The sequence below is a fragment of the Paenibacillus ihumii genome, assembly GCF_001403875.1.
GTDB classification, from domain to species: Bacteria; Bacillota; Bacilli; order Paenibacillales; family Paenibacillaceae; genus Fontibacillus; species Fontibacillus ihumii.
Genome location: NZ_LN884299.1, coordinates 738,957 through 757,040, shown reverse-complemented (window position 1 = coordinate 757,040; position 18,084 = coordinate 738,957). Strand labels below are relative to the sequence as shown.

Sequence of the window (18,084 nt, the reverse complement as noted above, 5' to 3'; positions counted from 1 at the left end):
TATTTTTGTCTATAAAGGAAGCTATAAATCAATATTTCTCATTAAGGAAGACTGTCGCAGACGAGGGATTAGATTTTTTGTTTAAAACACCATTCGATGAAGAAGTTGATCCCCTCATTTATGTTGGAGAAGTTGACGAGGATGAATATATCTCTTGGAGACCTGTCGAAAAGAAAGTGGCTACTGATTTTAGTTCATTAGAAGAGAAATTAGGTATTAACATTCATGGGTCTATCGTTGAGTATTTCAATTCATATTGGTTTGCCGATCTAGATGGGTTTATTAAAGACCACTATATAAAACTAGAATCTGTACTGCCTGAAGCAGGTATAGAATCTTACGGCAACTTACTTTCGGGATACAAAAGTAACCATAATAACAAAATCGAGAATATTCCTATAGGTATAGAGGGCAACGGGCTTATTGTTGTAGTTAATAATCAAGATGGTTCTGTGAAACTTGAGGACTATGAACGAAATTCATTTGAAGTAATCTCAGAGAGTATTGAGCAATTAATTTTAGCTTTACGGTTAAAAAAATAAATATGCAAAGCCAATTGATCAATTAATGATGAATAAGAAAACATTCGATTCGTATAGCGAAGAACTACAGAAACTAAAAGACCTATTGTTTAGTGAAGATACTTCCAAGATTATTACAGGAATCCAAAACATAAGTCCTCTGGAACTCCATATCTTTGCCGCTAACTATAACTGGAACAGTGGCTTTGAAATACCTGAGGCTATACTGGGTAATCGGAATTGCGACTTTGGGACTGGTCTACTGTTGTTTTATCGTGCGGATGGTTATCGTGTACTCGAATCTAAAGATGCTGTTTCTGGGTCTTCTCTAAGTGATTGGAAGAAGTTTATTAGTAACTTGTTCGATAAGATTGTTGCTGGCGACTTCTCCAATAAGATGATTTCTTTTACACCGCCACTAACAAAAGTACAAGCCTTTCAGCTGAGAAAATCTAACCCTGGTATTCCTGGAATGTTTTTTGATAAATCTCCTGGTGACGATGTAGAAATTCCAGTCCTCTAGCGTGTCTCGAGTAAGACTGTGAACATACTGTCTCGCCGCACCACGCACCGTACATTAAGCGGACGGGAGATAATGAAGCTAAGCAATATCAAGTTTCCATGCTAGTGCGAAGATTAAACCGAATCGGTAAATCTTCTAAATAGTGTGACGGGATGCGGAAATCTAATCGAATCTATTCGGGAGTTACCTTTAATATCTACGCAGTGTTGTTATTTATGGAATATTCCGATGTGACAAATTCAAGATTGAAATAAAGTTCTATGCTTCTGTATGTCTGGTATGGTGTGATTCCTGCCTGTAGAGTGTCTAACCTATAAGGGAAGATAACTTGAAAGGAGAGATCAATCATGATGCATCCCATAAAAGAATGCATTCAGAAGCTAGGACTAACACATCGAGCGTTTGTTGTCCTGTATGACATCTCATGGGAAGGTTTCGTAGTTGCTTATAATGGCTACACTGATCCCATCCCCCGCGCCATACTGAATGTCATGGTACAGCATGGCTATGATGAACAGGAAGCACAGCGGCAATATCTCTTATGGAGAAAGTGGAGCGTTCAGCAAGAGCTAATTGCCCCCGCCGCCGCAGAAGGGAGGGTGCATCCATGAAACGACTACCGTTAGTTACAGCCCTAGCCCTAATGCGGCGGGAGAATGTGCTAGGATATGGCTTTGATCTTGATGAACTGATTGTCATCTTCGTCAAGTATGTCAAAGACCCGATGTCACAGGAGCAAGTCGAGCTAAGCCTCGCACATTACCTTGCTAAGTCTAAGCACAATGATGTTGTTCATCGGAATCAAGTCTTAGCCAAAGTTGCTCAATGCCTAAATCAGTATGATTGGCAGCTATCCGACGATCATATTGACTACTACCGTAAATACTTGCCGTTGTTTGGCTAACCTGTCCCCCGTCGTTGTGCGGGGCTTCTTTTTTTTGCTGATTTCGTTGGGATATAAAAAATGGGGGCGGGGAGAGTTCGAGGCTTTACGATTTTAATCATCTATATAATTTATTCATGATTCTTGAATTCTGATTCGTGCTATCCAATTCCTGCTGCCTATTCTGACACTTGCTTATCTACTCTGAGCTACTGCTCTTCCTCGTATTCTATCCTCTATCTTTATCTTACTGATGTTGTTTCCTATGATCTATTCTCTTTTACCAGTGTCAGCGTTCATTTCAGTCTCACCCCCCGCCCGCTCCGCAGGCGGGGAGTTCACCTGTGTGAAGGGAGGACAACAGAGCGTTCCCCCCTCTTGCGAGAGGAGAACGACTAGGCTGTGTGAGATTGAGGTATCCCGAGCCTACGAGACATCTGGCGCACCCAGGTGTAGCTTTACTGCGCGGATAGCTTGGAAGCTATCACTCTGTCAAGGTTCCCTGTCCTTTCGGACACTACGACGGAAAATCTGGGAAAGTTGCCTAACAGGAATCACCCGTAGGACTTAGCTAACACAGGCAAAGAAAGACCCATGTTAGCCAATCCTCCTATAACGAGTTGACTAACATCGGCTGATGAACGCCGAGGCATTTTTTAACGTGTTCTTCTGCGACCACGGGTAGAGCTTCCGTATTCAATTCCGTTCCATGATCTTCATAGATCTGTTACTTTCTCTATACGACTAGACTAGGACAGAGTTAAGGGAACCGCATCAAGTTTCAATAAATTATTCTCATAGGAAACACGCCGCCCCTGCGCCCGCGAGGATGGTTCTTGTTTTTCCTAGACACTGGGGGGGTTCTTCGATTGCCCTGTTCTGATTGCCCGAAATGATTAAAAGTATATATTCATTCTGCGCTTAACCCCCTTTACATGCCTTCCGTAATGTGGTTCTGTATTTTCCACAGCAAGTTGATTTCGCCCTCTGACAACCGCATACAGAAGCCCTTGAACTGCTCCGCCTCCTGCCTGATTGACGTATGCGGAATGCGCGGCGGCAGTAACTTATTCCAAGGGCGTTACGAAAACTGGAATTATTGAAACGAGGTGATAGGTGCATGAAAGATCGTGTAGTCGGTTATGTTCGCGTCTCTACGCAAGGACAAGTGAAGGATGGCTATTCGCTTGCCTATCAAACGGAGGAAATCCAGCGTTACTGCGCCTGCCACAACCTTGAATTGCTGGACATCTACAAGGATGAAGGTATTTCAGGGGCAAAGGTGGACGAGGACGAGCTAACCATAGAACGCGAGGGCTTGCAGGAAATGTTGTCCGACCTGAAATGGCGGGATGTGAAGCATATTGTCGTGCTGAACACTTCCCGCCTATGGCGGGCAGACATCGTGAAAGTGCTGATTCAGCGGGAACTAAAGCGGCATAAAGTCGATGTGAAAGCCGTTGAACAGCCGCAATACAGCATCTATGCCCATGACCCGAATGATTTCCTAGTGAACGGAATGATGGAGCTACTAGACCAATACCAGCGGCTAGAGATTGCCTTGAAGCTAAGCCGAGGACGGCGCAAGAAGGCGCAGGAGGGCGGCTATGCGGGCGGAAGAGTGGCGTTCGGTTATTCAGCCGCCAAAGGACAAAAGACGCTCTCCATCGACCCTATACAGGCTGACACGGTGCGTAGGTTATTCGAGATTAAGACCGAACATCCTTCTTGGTCACTGTCTCAAATCGCCGCAGAACTGAATCAAGCGGGCTACAGAACCGTACAGGACAAGCCATTCACGAAGGTTCAAGTGAAGCGAATTCTAGACCGTGAGGACTTCTATCGGGGCATGTATCGCTATGGACAAATTGAAGCGAAAGGTGTACACCAGCCGATTATTTTCTAATCTCCACCGCCGCACTTAACTGTGGCGTAGCCGTATCGTATAGAGCAAGTAGAAGTACCATTTAACAAAGGTTGAACCAGAAAAGAATGGATAGGCTTGCGTCCCAATGCGGGTCATGCGAATGACTAACGCTCGAACTGAGGTTGCCGACTTTCTTTTCTATTCCATACATTCGTAGATCGAGGTGATGTCTTTTGAACGGGCACTATAAACAGAAGCATATTTATGTAGGCGTAGACCTGCATAAGGCTACTCACACTGCTGTAATCGTCAACTGTTGGAACGAGAAACTGGGCGAAATCCAATTCGAGAACAAGCCCGCCGCCTTCGAGGAACTGCTTCCGTTTGTTAAGAAGTTCTACAAAAGAGGCATGACACCGATCTATGGATTGGAAGATGTGGGCGGCTATGGGCGGTCATTAGCCGTGTTTCTCGTTGAGCATAAACAGAAGGTCAAGGAAGTCAATTCGGCATTGTCCTTTGCAGAGCGCAAGAGCTACCCGACTACGCAGAAAAGCGATAGCTGGGATGCAGAATGTGTGGCGAAGATACTTGTTAGCAAGCTCGAAATTCTGCCCGATGCGAATCCGCAAGACATCTATTGGACAATCGGTCAGCTTGTCGCTAGACGAAATGCGCTGATTAAAGCGCATACCGCACTCAAGAACCAGCTTCACATGCAGTTGTCCCATCACTATCCGAGCTATAAGAAATTCTTTAGCGATATGGACGGGAAATGTGCCTTGGAGTTCTGGCATACCTATCCCGCCCCGCACCATCTGAAAGACGTTAGTTTGGAGGATTTGCGGGAAATGCTGTTGAAAGCCAGCCATAACACCTGTTCGACTAAGAAAGCCGAGGAAATCATGGCTGTGGTGGCGGCAGATGGCGAGACTAAGCGAGATTACCAAGAATCAAGAGATTTTCTGATTCAAAGCCATGTCCGAGACATCCGTTTTAAGAAGGAAGAAGTTCAGAAGGTAGAAGACCAGCTAAGCCGCATGATGAAGCAACTGGGCTTTCAGCTAGAGACCATGCCAGGCATCGACCTCGTTACGGCATCGGCTCTAGTGGCTGAGATCGGAGACATTCACCGTTTTTCCTGTCCTGACAAGCTGGCTCGTTTTGCTGGCATTGCTCCTGTAAAGTTCAGTTCGGGCGGGAAGGGAAAGGAACAGAAGAGCAAGCAAGGAAACCGCACCCTGCATGGCATCTTCTATAACCTTGCTGTCAAGCAGGTGCAAGTCTCCAAAGGAAGCAAGCTCCCCCGCAATCCAGCTTTTCTAGCTTACTATGAACGAAAACAAGAGGAAGGCAAAACGAAAGGACAAGCGTTAGTGTGCATCATGCGGCGGCTGGTCAACATCATTTATGGCATGATGAAGAACAAAACACCGTACATCGCCCCGCCCCTCGCTGAACAAGTTGCCTGATGATAGAATGGTGGTAGTTGGAAAGTTCGACTGCCACCATTCCTTTAGCGGGATTTAGCTTTACCACATAGGGGACGGGTGAAGGTGTAGTATCTGGGACAGTTAATACTAGACTAAAAGCCACAAAACTATCTTCTGAAAAAATCGAACTGGACTGGTTACATGATAAATATACTGCAGTAGAAGTAAAGGGTTCTGTTAAAGTCGTAGGGAAAGATGTTGATGTTTCGAGAAGAGTATACCAAATCGAAATTGATAAAAATTACGTACCAAAAGATCCTGCTGCAGGTGGATTAACTAATAAGGAACTAATGGCGAAAGGAAAATCGCCTTATGTTGTTAAAGATGGTGAGGAGAGTAAAGTAGAGCTTCACCATCTAATCCAAAAAGAGCCTGGAGGTATGGTTGAAATCGCTGAAATAACTCATGATAAATATAGTAGTGAATTACATGGCTTGATAGAGGACGGAAATAGCTTTAGAAATGATCCATTACTTGAAAAACAGTATAATAACTTCAGAAGTAATTACTGGAAGATGCGTGCTAATGAGGAGTAGTTAAGAGGAGGGATACCATGAATGAACAATTATTAAATATGATCGAAGAGTATGGTCAAGAAAAGGACTTTTTCGGAAAAGTATCCGATGAGGATGTTCGTAATGCTGAAGAAATGCTTGGTTTAGGATTTCCTCAAAGTTATCGAGAATTTATAAAAAATTATGGTTCAGGTGGAATTTGTGGGATGGAGGTCTTAGGAGTTCAAGGGAATCTTGGGGCGTCTGTCGTAAAAGCTACTGAAAGATGGAGAAAATTAGGATTGGATTTAAAGCTAATTGTAATTGAGGATTCAGGAGAGTTTGTTCGTTGTATGTTTTCTGCTGATTTTAATGATGATAGGGTGTTTAGTTGGGATAGGGGTGGGAAAGAGCCCTCTGTTCGTTATGATACATTTGAAGATTATTTACTTGATATGTTTCAAGAAGGAATTGACAACTTGTAGTTTTTACTAACTAATTTCACACTACGCACCGTCTATGAAGTAGGCGATAGATAATAAAGCCAAGCAAATTTACTTAATTGAATTAAACTTAGTCGATTAGTGTGACGAGATGCGGTAATCTAATCGAATGCATTCGGGTACTACCCTTACAATTCAGAGTTGCCTTGTTATTCATGGATTTCTCCGATGTGACAAATTCAAGATTCAAAAACGCTCTATGCTTCTGTATGTCTGGTGTGATTCTTGCCTGTAGAGTGTCTAACCTATAAGGTAAAACATCTCGAAGGGAGCAATCATCGATGAATTATTCAGTTAAGGAATATGCTAAGTTAGCAAATTGTTTTATGTAAATACCTTTGTCAATTTACCAGACACAAAAATTAACGACTTATCCCTTTTGCAATCTAATTTCTAAGATTATTTTGTTCAGATTAATAACACTCATGCGATGTTGAATCTCGAAAATTCACTAGATTTTGATTATTTGAATGGAGCAATCACATTAAAGTATTTTGAACAGACACTACTTGATGCTACTCTATGGGATTTAGTTGATCAATTATGGGCATACATTCTAAATGTTCTAGATGACATGTTGAATACTGGGTATGGGGAAACGTACTTTCCTGACCAACCTGTAAAACTAAGTTTAAAATCGTTATCTGGAAATACAGTACTGTTCGAACTAGAGTCTAATAACCATCTAAAAGTTGCACTTCCCCAAAATGAATTAATTGAAACATTATTAAACGGTGCAGATGAGTTTTTTCAATGCATGGAGACTTATTTTAAAGGAAAATGTAATTATCAATAGAATCAATTTCATAAATCAAAAGCCTTGCCACGACTGGTTTTTAAGGCATAGAAAAAGGAGTACCTCCCCAAATCTCGAATTAGTATAGTGACCAAACCAAACTAATGAGACGAGGTGAACTCCCTATGCCATATATTCGACACGAGAGTTTATTTACCCTGCAAGAACTTTATGAAATGGAACAAAAAGATCGTTTTCGTGAGGTTTTTTCTACGATTGACATTGCACCTATTCTACGTTTGGTCAGAAAAACATCTCTTTATGGTGCGCCCATTGAAGTGAATTATAGGGCAATGGTCTATTCCTTGATCATCCGAATCGTAGAACGTATTCCTACGATCAAAGATTTAATAAAGAGACTTCAACATGACATCTTATTTCGCTTGGATTGTGGCTTTATGCTGTCAGAATCGATCCCATCGGCTTCTTCTTACTCCCGATTAATGCGTAAGATAAGCGAAAGCCATGCGCTAGAAGAGATGCAACAGCAGCTACTAGAACATGCCATGGCCGAAGGATTTATTACAGACGATACGGTTGCTATTGATGCTACCCATATCGAAGCTCGAGATCAGGCGCCTGCAAAGCAAGAAAAGGAAAAGCCAGAACCCAAAAAGCGTGGGCGAAAAGCGAAAGCTGAACGCGAAGCTTGGTTGAAACAAAAACAAGAAGAAGAGGAGCAAAAACCAATCTTCGAGAAAGAAATCGCTGCCCAATTACATGAGCCGTTCAACATTTTACGAGATCAAATGCCTCTTGATCCGCAATGGGGAGTCAAGAAGAATAGCGATGGCAAAAATGTCTTTTGGTATGGCTATAAAGGTCACCTTGCCGTAGGATCGCAGAGTCAATATATCCTTGGAGCAATGCTATCTTCTGGGAGCTTGAATGATGGTAAAGCTGCCATTCCGCTCCTAAAAGGGATGGCATTACAGCATCCGAATTTCAATATCAAGTACGTAACCATGGATGCTGGATATGATTATGAAGCCATATACAAGCAAATTCGAGAAGCAGATGCACATGCTGTTATTGCTTATAATCGTCGGCGGGAACCAGAACTTGTTGGATTTGACGAATACTTCGCACCCACTTGTGTCAGGGAACATTCTTATCGCTATGACAGCTACGATCCAACCTATGAAATACTCAAATATGTTCGACCGAAAGAATGTGCAAGCTGTCCATTAGCGCATGATTCACTTTGCCAGAAGGTCTATAAAATGAAGATTACAACGGATCTTAGAAAATATACCGCTCCGGCCAGAGGCTCAAAGCAGTGGAAAGAAATTGCTAAGAGACGATCTGCAGTGGAAAGAGTGAATGCTTACTTGAAAGAATTTTTCCAACTGAACAATGTGAGACATCGAACAGGTCAAAAAGCTAAGGTTCATTTAAACTTGGTTACTTTAGTTTACAATTGCATGAAGTTAGCGTGTGATCGTTTAAGCCGTCAGTTACAAGAACGAGCCGCATAGTTTTTTTTAAAATGGAAATGCTTTAATTCGGTTAGTCTACGATTTTGTAACTAAGCATTATGAAATTGATTCAATATGAAATTAATAAGATTGCATCATTGAGAACGTTGTACCCAACATTCAACCAATAACATATATAACCGGTGTACCGTATTAAGATTTCTGGCGAACCGGCTGCAGGCGTTAGGCGACAAGCTGGATGAGAATATGACGCTGAAGCAGTGGCTGTTCATCGCTGTGATCTCGAAGCTTGAACAGCCGGCTCCAACTATCAGCGAAGTGGCCAAGGTGACCGGGAACTCCCGGCAAAATGTGAAGAAAATGGCCTCCCTGCTAGAGAAACAGGGCTTCGTGACGCTAAAGAAGGACGAGAGGGATGCGAGAATCGTCCGAATTCACCTCACCCCGAAATGTATCGCTTATTTTCAGAACAGAAGCGGCAAGGAGGAAGCATTCATGTCTAGCTTATTCGACACATTCGATCACAAGCTGACGGACGGGCTGTACGAAGGAATAATGAAGCTGGCTGACAATGTGAATAGAATGGAGAATGCGCTAGATGAGAAGGAGAGGGGGTAAAAAGATTCATGTGGATGATCATAGTAACGCTCGCGGTTATAGCAGCAGGGATCGTTGTCTTTTTTAACTTGCCTTATTCCGCCACTAGAACGAAATTCGCGAAGAGCGTTACAGAGCAGATCAAGTTTACTGCCCCCCCAGCTGCTCAGCTTCGGAGGATAGGTTTACGCCGGATGATATTCAGGAATTGCCGGAGCCTGTCAGACGATATTTCGAATACAGCGGACATCTCGGCACTCCGAAGATGTCCTACATGAAAGCTACGTTTAAAGACGTAGATTTCATCCTGTCGCCGGATAAGGCGCCGATCCGAATCGATTACACGCAGTACAATTTCGTCCGCGAGCCTGTTAGGCTTGCTTACATTGATACATCTATGTAAGGCATCCCGTTCGAAGGGTTTGATTTCGTATGTTGCTGGTCATGGCAGCATGAAGGGAATCCTCGGCAAAATCATCCCCCTATTCCAACAGACAGGAGAGGCTATGAACCAAGCTTGTCTGGTTACGTTCCTCTCAGAGTCCCTGGTTATGCCTAATGCAGCCTTACAGGACTACATCACCTGGGAAGCCATAGATGCTACGCAGGCCAAAGCGACGATTACCTATAACGGCCTATCGGCCAACGGGATATTTACCTTCAGCGACAGCGGGCAGCTGCTAGCCTTTACGACGGAGGACAGGTCGGCCATATCTGCTGATGGAACTGTTCAACAGGTGGCCTGGTCGGTTTTATTTAAGGATTACAAGACGATCGATGGAATCAAGCAGCCGACTCATCTGCAAGTCGTATGGAATTACGATCACGGCGACCTCGTTTATTTTAATGGGAACAATTTTACGATAGAGCTTTATCCTTTGGGTTGATACTTAGCTAGTGAGGTTATTTTTGACGGGTTTCAGTTCGTATGGCTTAGATATGATGTTCGACATTTAAAAAGCAAGCCCCTGTTCTCATAGGAGAGTGGGGGCTTCGCTCTATGCGAAAGAATGTCCTAATCTAAAGTTTCATATACCTACAGATCATGGTCATAATATCCTTAGCCTGATCGTAGCCATCCGAGCTCTTAAAGGCCTCGACATAGAGCTAGAGAAGGGCGTTGACCACTGATTCGTACAGGGGCCGCTGCTCGATCTCATAGCGAAGCGCTGCAGTTGTTTGCTAATCTAGCCCCCGCAGTGATGTGGGGATTTTCTTTTTGTATGGGTCTTAACCGCGACAGCCCTGTCGGATAGAGAAATTGAAGGAGTAATTATAGAGCTGGACGTGAAATGGGTTCTGCCAGCTAACGGGGCTCGCAATAGCTCGGGAGAGTAATCAGATAACCCATAGGCTCAAAAGATTTTAGGGAAAGGGCGAGTTTGACTAGGTATATAGGAGCGGTTTGATAATTCAATGAGACTATATAAGGTGCGACAATCGACTCATAGTTATTGTATGAAATGGTTCAATCTAGTAAACTTCCAGATAGAAGGAGATAGAGAACGCCTTCTACTAATACATAAAAAAGGAGATAAAATGATGAATTACAAGAGAATTAAGAAGCTAGGGGTATTGCTCCTGACCATGGTACTAGCTCTGACAATCGCACCCGCATGGTCTTCGGCGGCGAAGGGGTCAATCGTTGTAGAGGTCAATGGGAACTTGATATCTTTCCCGGATGCGAAGCCGTTCATGGATAAGAGCAACCGGGTCCAGGTGCCTGTCAGATTTGTAAGTGAAGCGCTTGGAGCTGAAGTTCGCTGGAGCAGCCATAGTAAGCAAGTCACTGTACAAATGGGGGAAGACACAATTGTCCTAACTCTAGGAAAAAAGGCGTTTACCGTAAATGGTCAAACTAAACAAATGGACACGGTTGCTCAGGAAAAACAGAACAGAGCTTTTGTCCCTTTGCGATTTGTCAGCGAGGCACTTGGTGCCAAGGTAACGTGGCATCCAGACCTATATAGCGTGGAGATCCTGACTGGGCTTGCAGCGGAGCAACCTGAAACCTCAAAAGGCAAGACACCCCCCAAAGATCCTTGGGAAGAATGGAAGGCTTCGAGAAGTGTAGAAGGGAAGACTGAAAAGAAATCTACAGGGGGATTCAGCTACTACGGGTTATATAAATCTGGGTTAACTGTAAGTGGCGAAGCTACAGGAGAGAAAGACCTGTTCCTACAACCTAGTATCAATTTTGACGTAGATGATGTGGATTATAATCAGCAGGTCAAAGATTTAGATGAGCTTCTGCGCCAACAAATTGAGACCGAAACAGTGGACAATATTATGAAATATGTAAAACAAAAGACGAAACGGGATGACATCTTAGAAGCGAAGAAATTCAACGACAAGACTTACAGAATTCAAGTGGAATCTAAGTATTGGGATAATATCATTGTATCGATCAGATATAAGTAGGTGGGGTTTTCTATGAGAAGGAAAATTGCTGTATTTTTGCTGGCTGTACTTATCAGCGGCCTTATATCACAAGTCAATATATCAGCTGAGTCAGAAGAAGTAACCGAAGTTAAGGTGACTCTCGAGGAGTATTTAAAGACCCTTACTCCTGAAAAGGTGTTACAAAGAGCTAATCAGGATATGGAAGAGTTGTACGGGTTAAAGGATTTTTATCCTAAAAAGGCACACGGGAGACAGTTAAATACTTCGCTACTCCAGCAACAAATTGATAAGGCAATTAGAAAGCCTAAGGAATTTAAAGGTTTCGACATTGTATATGGCACAAGTCATGGCACCACGATTACACACAAGGGAAAATTTATGCAACATTTGTAGGCATTTATAGAATTGTTATCTACAATGGAATATAACTAGTGCGTAAATAGTAAAGATCCGGAGGTGATCAAATGGATTCTCGAAAGGAAACGCCTGGAGAGCTAAGAGAACGTCTGAGGCAAGCGGAGCTGAAGAATAACCCTTCTGGTGCTTTTGGTGATGGGGTAGACCGGGCTGGATATGGAAGTTTTGCGGATTTAACTGGCGGTTTGGGCTGGAAGGGACTCGGAGCATTAATTTTATTATTAATAGTAGGATATATCGTTTACAAACTATGGTTTTAACGATGGCAGGGGTAAATATACATTCGCGCAAGGCGTTCCGGTTGCTTGGGTCTTGTGTTACTCTTAATGAATAGTAAGCGATATCATTAGGGGGTTAAATTCATGGCTGAGACACGTCATATACTCGAGTGGACCTTGGTATCCGAGTGCCCGATTCCACCGGATGTAAGTAGCTTGCTCGTTCCTGGCGAAGAAGCCGTTGCTGCCTACAAAACGTTTCGGGACAGCGCTATTTTTACCAACAAGCGATTAATTGTCAGGGATGCGCAGGGATTCTCGGGCAAGAAGGTGGAGATTTACTCTCTGCCTTATTCTTCAATCGATATGTGGTCTACAGAGAATGCCGGAGGATTTCTGGATATGAACGCAGAGGTGGAACTGTGGACGCGTGCGGGCCATATTAAGGTGAAGCTGCAGAAGGGCGTCGATATCCGCCGGTTCGATATGCTGATTGCTAATGCGCTGTTAACAAAGTGATTTGTACGAGATTCTTATTCCCTTACTATGGATAGTTTCAGGCCTAAAGTTGGAAAATTTAATAGAGATAGGATGAAAGACACTTTTTATGGTGTCTTTTTTGTTTGTCATGGGTATTCCGATATATTCCTCAAAAGTAGGTATTTTGGTAAAATGTCACACAACAGTATTTTCCTGAAATGGGGTTGGAGCTGTTTGGAATAAAGTGGATCCCGGCAGAATCGGGGGCTTGGCACGCGACCTGGAGCGTTTAGAGCGTACGATGGAGAATGGAATTACGGGAATGTCCAGGGAACTAAACCGGCTCATTAGCGATGTGGAATCGGATTATTCTGATCCGTCCGAGTATAATGTGCGATCCGCGGCGCGCGAGGCCAGAAGTGTGCTGCTGGAAATCGGAAGGCTGGCGGAGCATATTGACGAGCAGATGAGGAAGAAGGTTCAGGCTTTACGTTTTGCGGAAAATGAATACATAAAGGCAGAGAAGGACTCGGCTAGGGCGATCGGCGTGAGGAAATCGACGACGTTTACGCTTAAGGGAACGATTCAGAGCTGGTTTCAGCGCTTCTTGGAGAAGGGGAGGCAGAATGTCGCTGATCCAGGCGGCGGGGCTTCGACCGCTGGTTCAAGGCCATCGCTGCTGCAATGGATTAAGGGAAGCTTGCTGGAGCTTCAGGATGCCTCTTTGGTACAGCGCCTAGATCCGGTGAAGGAGGACGAACGGATCGCCTCGCTTCTGCAAATTTTAGACACCGGGACGGCGGAGGAGCAGGCGTGGGCGCGTAAGGAGCTCGAGGCGATCGCCTCAAGCTTTAAGGAAATTGCCCGCAACCAAGCGGCCTATAAAATATATGTGATTTACAACAATGAGCTGTACATGGGATATGCGCATCGGTCCGCCCAGCAGCAAAGGGAACGGCTAGCGAAGCTCGGCGTCGCAGAGGAATGGTATAAGTCTGGGGTCAGCTTGGCCGTGTTCTATAAAGGCTCTCCGCTGGGTGCCTGCGAATATAATCCGCTGAAGCAGGATCTATCCGCGATGCCTAAGGAGAGTGAGCTGCGCATGATTATCGCGGCTGGCATGATCAATCCTCTCTACCGGGAGTGGGCAAGACTGAAGTATGATTCTGTTGAAGCTGCTGTTCGCCAGGCTGCTGAACGGCGCAGGGAAATGCAGGCGCTGCTGGATGAGTATAATCGGGCGATTCCTGCGGAGGATATCCGGAACATGCAGCAGTATTTAAAGGACATGAACATCTACCAAGGGGAGATTACGGGCGAATATAACCAGGAATTCCTGATCGCCGTAGCAGGCTACCAGCACATCGCGAACACGGCGAGCTCTATGGCGGCGGTTAAGCGTGATAATTTTGGATTAGAGATATTCGAAGTAGATGGGAAGATCACGAAGGGGCTGCTTGAATTAGCATTCGCTGAAAGTGACTATGGCTTACGCAACAATCCGAACCTGAACACCAGCGGGTTGACAACAGCCACAACGATCGTAGGCGTAGGGGACGGTATCGTCAGTCAATTGTATGAGGACACGAAGGATTTGGCCGACTTCGCTATCAATTCCAATCCGGCGAGCTTGGGATTCTGGACAGATACGGTGCCAGGGTATTACGCTATAGGTGAAGCGATTGCAGCCGGCGAGCTTACGATCGATGATATTAAGAAGCTGCTCGGCGATGCAGCGTCGGAGGAGTTCGTTGTTCCTTTCCAGGATATCTCCGAGCTGCAGTCGAAGATTCTTTCCGGAGAAGCGACCTATGAAGAGAGCGTGAGATATGGACGAGCCGCGACGAAGGTGTTCTCTATGGTAATTCTCGTATATGAGGCGGCTAAATCAGGAGCTAAATTCTCAAGCAAGACCGTGAAGGAACTCTTGAAGACCGTGAAGGAAGCGGCGCAAACGCGGGGGCAGCTTGCCACCCCTTATGGCCCTGCAATCCCTATTCGGAATATGGACGTGCCGAGGACGGAGCCGCAGTTCTCCAAACCCAAGCCTGATTCGGGATCGAGTGGCGGGAGGATGGGTCCCGTTGAGGGGACAGGTGAAGGTGGTTCTAAAATCCCAAGTTGGATTGATGAGATGGATCCAGAAGAAGCGTTAAGATATCAAAAATATTGGGATGAAGCATCGAAAAGACAAGGTCTTACTCAAAAAGAATACACAGAACTATTAGAAGATGCTTATTATGCAAGAAGGAACAGTGGATTAACAGAACCATCTTTGCCTAAAGGATCAAAGCCATATGGTAATTATGCAGATGGTGATGCATACGGAATTACTAAGCAAAATGAAACTGCTAATACTCTAGCTAATCAAGGATACGAAGTTCGAATGTTAGATGAGATTGATGGTGGAAACGGTTTTGGAGTCACACCAAATAAAAATCCAGACTTTTTAATTGAAAACAAAGTCTTTGATTGTTACGCTCCAAAACCAAATGCCAATGTTCGAAACATAATAAATGAAATAAAGAACAAAACTAAAGAACAAGCCCAAAGAATCATTTTGAATTTGGATGGGTTTTCTACTGAAAAGGTTGATGAAATTATCGAAACAATTATAAGAAAAGCTAATCCAAATGGTGACTTGAAAAATCTATCGGAATTAATAATTGTTAAGGATGAGAAAATTATTAGGGTTTATGGAGGACGCTAGGTATGGATTGTGCATTGTACTTAATTTCAAACTTAGATCATATAGAAATGAAGAAAATTTTATCTAGAATAGTTAGTGATATCTTGGGCGATCAGGTAACAGAATATAAATACAATGGATACTCAGGGATTAGTTGTATATTTTTTTCTATATCAATTGAAACAAATGATATTTCTGGTATTGACTTTTTAAGAGAAGACTATGGAATGGATATTGATACAGAGTTGAGGATACAACTGTATGGAAAAACATTTTATGAAGGACTGGAAGTTTTATTTAAAGCTATTGGTATACTTATGAGGGAAATTAAAGGAGATATGTTCTTTTTGGAAAATGGTACTGATCAATTATTTAGAAAAAGTGGTGATATTTTAATAATTAATAATGACTTGGATCAATATCAAAAAAAATATCTAACGAAAAAACTAATAGATTTATTATGTCATCCCTATATTGAAAAGAATTTGTCCAATATCTAATGAGAAATATTGATGCATCAGAAATAAATTTTAAGCGAGTATGTAATCTATGGATCTGCGAATAATTTGTGTAACGTTCGTTTAATTGAAAGGGGCTTCCCTAAAGGTTCAACAAACAGGGATGGCTCCTTCTCTATTTCTAAAACTTAGGGGACGGGTAACTCTGCTGATGAAGTTGGAAAGATCCTTGGAGATGGATGGACGAAAGTGTACATTAGGCTCTGCTAGCAATATGGAAAAATGGCGGTAGGTCTGTGTTCTATCATCCAGGGGGAGAGGTAAAGTAAAGGTTGTTGTGGGGCCTGATTATAAAGTTGATTTTAACAAAGGCAGAGTTGGTCAATTTATCCTGAATAGTAGGTGAGCAAATTGTTTTATGTAAATACCTTTGTCAATTTACCAGACGGAAAAATTAACGACTTATCACTTTTGCAATCTAATTTCCAAGATTATTTGGTTCAGATTAATAACACTCATGCGATGTTGAATCTCGAAAATTCACTAGATTTTGATTATTTGAGTGGAGCAATACATTAAAGTATTTTGAACGACACTACTTGACGCTACTCTATGGGATTTAGTTGATCAATTATGGGCATACATTCTAAATGTTCTAGATGACATGCTGAATACTGGGTATGGGAAACGTACTTTCCTGACCAACCAGTAAAACTAAGTTTAAAATCATTATCTGGAAATACAGTACTGTACGAACTAGATTCTAATAACCATCTAAAAGATGTACTTCCCCAAAATGAATTAATTGAAACATTATTAAACGGTGCAGATGAGTTTTTTCAATGCATGGAGACTTATTTTAAAGGAAAATGTAATTATCAATATGAAATTAATAAGATTGCATCATTGAGAACGTTGTACCCAACATTCAACCAATAACATATATAACCCGTGTACCGTATTAAGATTTCTGGCGAACCGGCTGCAGGCGTTAGGCGACAAGCTGGATGAGAATATGACGCTGAAGCAGTGGCTGTTCATCGCTGTGATCTCGAAGCTTGAACAGCCGGCTCCAACTATCAGCGAAGTGGCCAAGGTGACCGGGAACCCCCGGCAAAATGTGAAGAAAATGGCCTCCCTGCTAGAGAAGCAGGGCTTCGTGGCGCTAAAGAAGGACGAGAGGGATGCGAGAATCGTCCGAATTCACCTCACCCCGAAATGTATCGCTTATTTTCAGAACAGAAGCGGCAAGGAGGAAGCATTCATGTCTAGTTTATTCGACACATTCGATCACAAGCTGACGGACGGGCTGTACGAAGGAATAATCAAACTGGCTGACAATGTGCATAGAATGGAGAATGCGATGGATGAGAAGGAGAGGGGGTAAAAAGATTCATGTGGATGATCATAGTGACGCTCGCGGTTATAGCAGCAGGGATCGTTGTCTTTTTTAACTTGCCTTATTCCGCCACTAGAACGAAATTCGCGAAGAGCGTTACAGAGCAGATCAAGTTTACTGCCCCCCCAGCTAGCTCAGCTTCGGATGATATTTTTACGTTGGACGATATCAAGGAATTACCGGGGCCTGTCAGACGATATTTCGAATACAGCGGATATATCGGCACTCCGAAAATGTCCTACATGAAAGCTACGTTTAAAGACGTAGATTTCATCCTGTCGCCGGATAAGCCGCCGATCCGAATCGATTACACGCAGTACAATTTCGTTCACGAGCCTGTAAGGTTGCTTATATTGATACGTCTATGTACGGCATCCCGTTCGAAGGGTTTGATTCGTATGTTGCTGGTCATGGCAGCATGAAGGGAATCCTCGGCAAAATCATCCCCCTATTCCAACAGACAGGAGAGGCTATGAACCAAGCTTGTCTGGTTACGTTCCTCTCAGAGTCCCTGGTTATGCCTAATGCAGCCTTGCAGGACTACATCACCTGGGAAGCCGTGGATGCTGCACAGGCCAAAGCGACGATTACCTATAAAGGCCTATCGGCCAGAGGGATATTTACCTTCAGCGATAGCGGGCAGCCGCTAACCTTCATGACGGAGGACAGGTCGGCCATATCTGCTGATGGCACTGTTCAACAGGTGGCCTGGTCAGTTTTATTTAAGGATTACAAGACGATCGATGGAATCAAGCAGCCGACTCATTTGCAAGTCGTATGGAATTACGATCACGGCGACCTCGTTTATTTTGATGGGAACAATTTTACGATAGAGCTTTATCCTTTGGGATGATACTTAGCTATTGAGGTTATTTTTGACGAATTTCAGTTCGTATGGCTTAGA

Annotated in this window: 20 protein-coding genes and 1 pseudogene; all 21 read left to right on the top strand. The window is 43.5% G+C overall.

The window, feature by feature from the left end:
* Positions 1 to 23: 23 nt before the first annotated feature.
* The 21 genes and pseudogenes from BN2762_RS11140 (at position 24) to BN2762_RS28345 (ending at position 18,033) form a co-directional block, all read left to right on the top strand.
* Positions 24 to 542: a SecY-interacting protein Syd gene (locus BN2762_RS11140; protein ID WP_187386592.1), complete on the top strand. Its 519-nt coding sequence runs from the start codon at positions 24 to 26 to the stop codon at positions 540 to 542.
* 25 nt (positions 543 to 567) lie between these two features.
* Complete coding sequence (locus BN2762_RS11135; RefSeq protein WP_230202491.1) at positions 568 to 1,044, top strand: DUF4274 domain-containing protein; 477 nt, start codon at positions 568 to 570, stop codon at positions 1,042 to 1,044.
* 347 nt (positions 1,045 to 1,391) lie between these two features.
* On the top strand, positions 1,392 to 1,655 hold the full coding sequence (locus BN2762_RS11130; RefSeq protein ID WP_055107067.1) for a hypothetical protein: 264 nt from the start codon (positions 1,392 to 1,394) through the stop codon (positions 1,653 to 1,655).
* A complete protein-coding gene (locus tag BN2762_RS11125; protein ID WP_055107066.1) occupies positions 1,652 to 1,948 on the top strand; it encodes a hypothetical protein in 297 nt (98 codons plus the stop codon). Before BN2762_RS11130 ends, BN2762_RS11125 begins: the two co-directional genes overlap by 4 nt.
* Positions 1,949 to 3,047: 1,099 nt before the next feature.
* Complete coding sequence (locus BN2762_RS11120) at positions 3,048 to 3,833, top strand: recombinase family protein (RefSeq protein WP_055107065.1); 786 nt, start codon at positions 3,048 to 3,050, stop codon at positions 3,831 to 3,833.
* Between the two features lie 194 nt (positions 3,834 to 4,027).
* Complete coding sequence (locus tag BN2762_RS11115; RefSeq protein ID WP_055107064.1) at positions 4,028 to 5,266, top strand: IS110 family RNA-guided transposase; 1,239 nt, start codon at positions 4,028 to 4,030, stop codon at positions 5,264 to 5,266.
* Positions 5,267 to 5,409: 143 nt separating this feature from the next.
* A complete protein-coding gene (locus BN2762_RS27685; protein ID WP_083484884.1) occupies positions 5,410 to 5,823 on the top strand; it encodes an HNH/ENDO VII family nuclease in 414 nt (137 codons plus the stop codon).
* Between the two features lie 17 nt (positions 5,824 to 5,840).
* Positions 5,841 to 6,266, top strand: coding sequence for an SMI1/KNR4 family protein (locus tag BN2762_RS11105; protein ID WP_055107062.1), 426 nt, complete (start codon positions 5,841 to 5,843; stop codon positions 6,264 to 6,266).
* Between the two features lie 448 nt (positions 6,267 to 6,714).
* A complete protein-coding gene (locus BN2762_RS27680) occupies positions 6,715 to 7,080 on the top strand; it encodes a hypothetical protein (protein WP_083484882.1) in 366 nt (121 codons plus the stop codon).
* 125 nt (positions 7,081 to 7,205) lie between these two features.
* Complete coding sequence (locus BN2762_RS11095; RefSeq protein ID WP_055105499.1) at positions 7,206 to 8,558, top strand: IS1182 family transposase; 1,353 nt, start codon at positions 7,206 to 7,208, stop codon at positions 8,556 to 8,558.
* A gap of 207 nt (positions 8,559 to 8,765) precedes the next feature.
* Positions 8,766 to 9,137 (top strand): MarR family winged helix-turn-helix transcriptional regulator, encoded by a 372-nt coding sequence (locus BN2762_RS11090; RefSeq protein WP_083484880.1) that lies wholly within the window; start codon positions 8,766 to 8,768, stop codon positions 9,135 to 9,137.
* 187 nt (positions 9,138 to 9,324) lie between these two features.
* Positions 9,325 to 9,519 (top strand): DUF6544 family protein, encoded by a 195-nt coding sequence (locus tag BN2762_RS28065; RefSeq protein WP_316246790.1) that lies wholly within the window; start codon positions 9,325 to 9,327, stop codon positions 9,517 to 9,519.
* Positions 9,494 to 10,003 (top strand): DUF6544 family protein, encoded by a 510-nt coding sequence (locus tag BN2762_RS27675; RefSeq protein WP_316246789.1) that lies wholly within the window; start codon positions 9,494 to 9,496, stop codon positions 10,001 to 10,003. Before BN2762_RS28065 ends, BN2762_RS27675 begins: the two co-directional genes overlap by 26 nt.
* Before the next feature lie 571 nt (positions 10,004 to 10,574).
* Positions 10,575 to 11,537 carry a copper amine oxidase N-terminal domain-containing protein gene (locus BN2762_RS11080; protein WP_222861062.1) on the top strand — a complete coding sequence of 321 codons (963 nt, stop codon included), beginning with the start codon at positions 10,575 to 10,577 and terminating at the stop codon, positions 11,535 to 11,537.
* 12 nt (positions 11,538 to 11,549) lie between these two features.
* A complete protein-coding gene (locus tag BN2762_RS11075; protein WP_055107059.1) occupies positions 11,550 to 11,912 on the top strand; it encodes a hypothetical protein in 363 nt (120 codons plus the stop codon).
* A 71-nt stretch (positions 11,913 to 11,983) separates the two neighbouring features.
* The gene (locus BN2762_RS11070) at positions 11,984 to 12,196 is read left to right on the top strand and encodes a DUF6366 family protein (protein WP_055107058.1); all 213 of its coding nucleotides are present in this window, start codon (positions 11,984 to 11,986) and stop codon (positions 12,194 to 12,196) included.
* 102 nt (positions 12,197 to 12,298) lie between these two features.
* Positions 12,299 to 12,673, top strand: a complete 375-nt coding sequence (locus BN2762_RS11065) for a PH domain-containing protein (RefSeq protein WP_055107057.1) — start codon at positions 12,299 to 12,301, stop codon at positions 12,671 to 12,673.
* Positions 12,674 to 12,878: 205 nt separating this feature from the next.
* A complete protein-coding gene (locus BN2762_RS26515; RefSeq protein WP_055107056.1) occupies positions 12,879 to 15,344 on the top strand; it encodes a CdiA C-terminal domain-containing protein in 2,466 nt (821 codons plus the stop codon).
* 2 nt (positions 15,345 to 15,346) lie between these two features.
* Positions 15,347 to 15,823 carry a hypothetical protein gene (locus BN2762_RS11055; protein ID WP_055107055.1) on the top strand — a complete coding sequence of 159 codons (477 nt, stop codon included), beginning with the start codon at positions 15,347 to 15,349 and terminating at the stop codon, positions 15,821 to 15,823.
* A gap of 973 nt (positions 15,824 to 16,796) precedes the next feature.
* Positions 16,797 to 17,168: a MarR family winged helix-turn-helix transcriptional regulator gene (locus BN2762_RS11050; RefSeq protein WP_148499924.1), complete on the top strand. Its 372-nt coding sequence runs from the start codon at positions 16,797 to 16,799 to the stop codon at positions 17,166 to 17,168.
* Between the two features lie 8 nt (positions 17,169 to 17,176).
* Positions 17,177 to 18,033 (top strand): annotated as a pseudogene (locus BN2762_RS28345) (DUF6544 family protein).
* Positions 18,034 to 18,084: the final 51 nt, after the last annotated feature.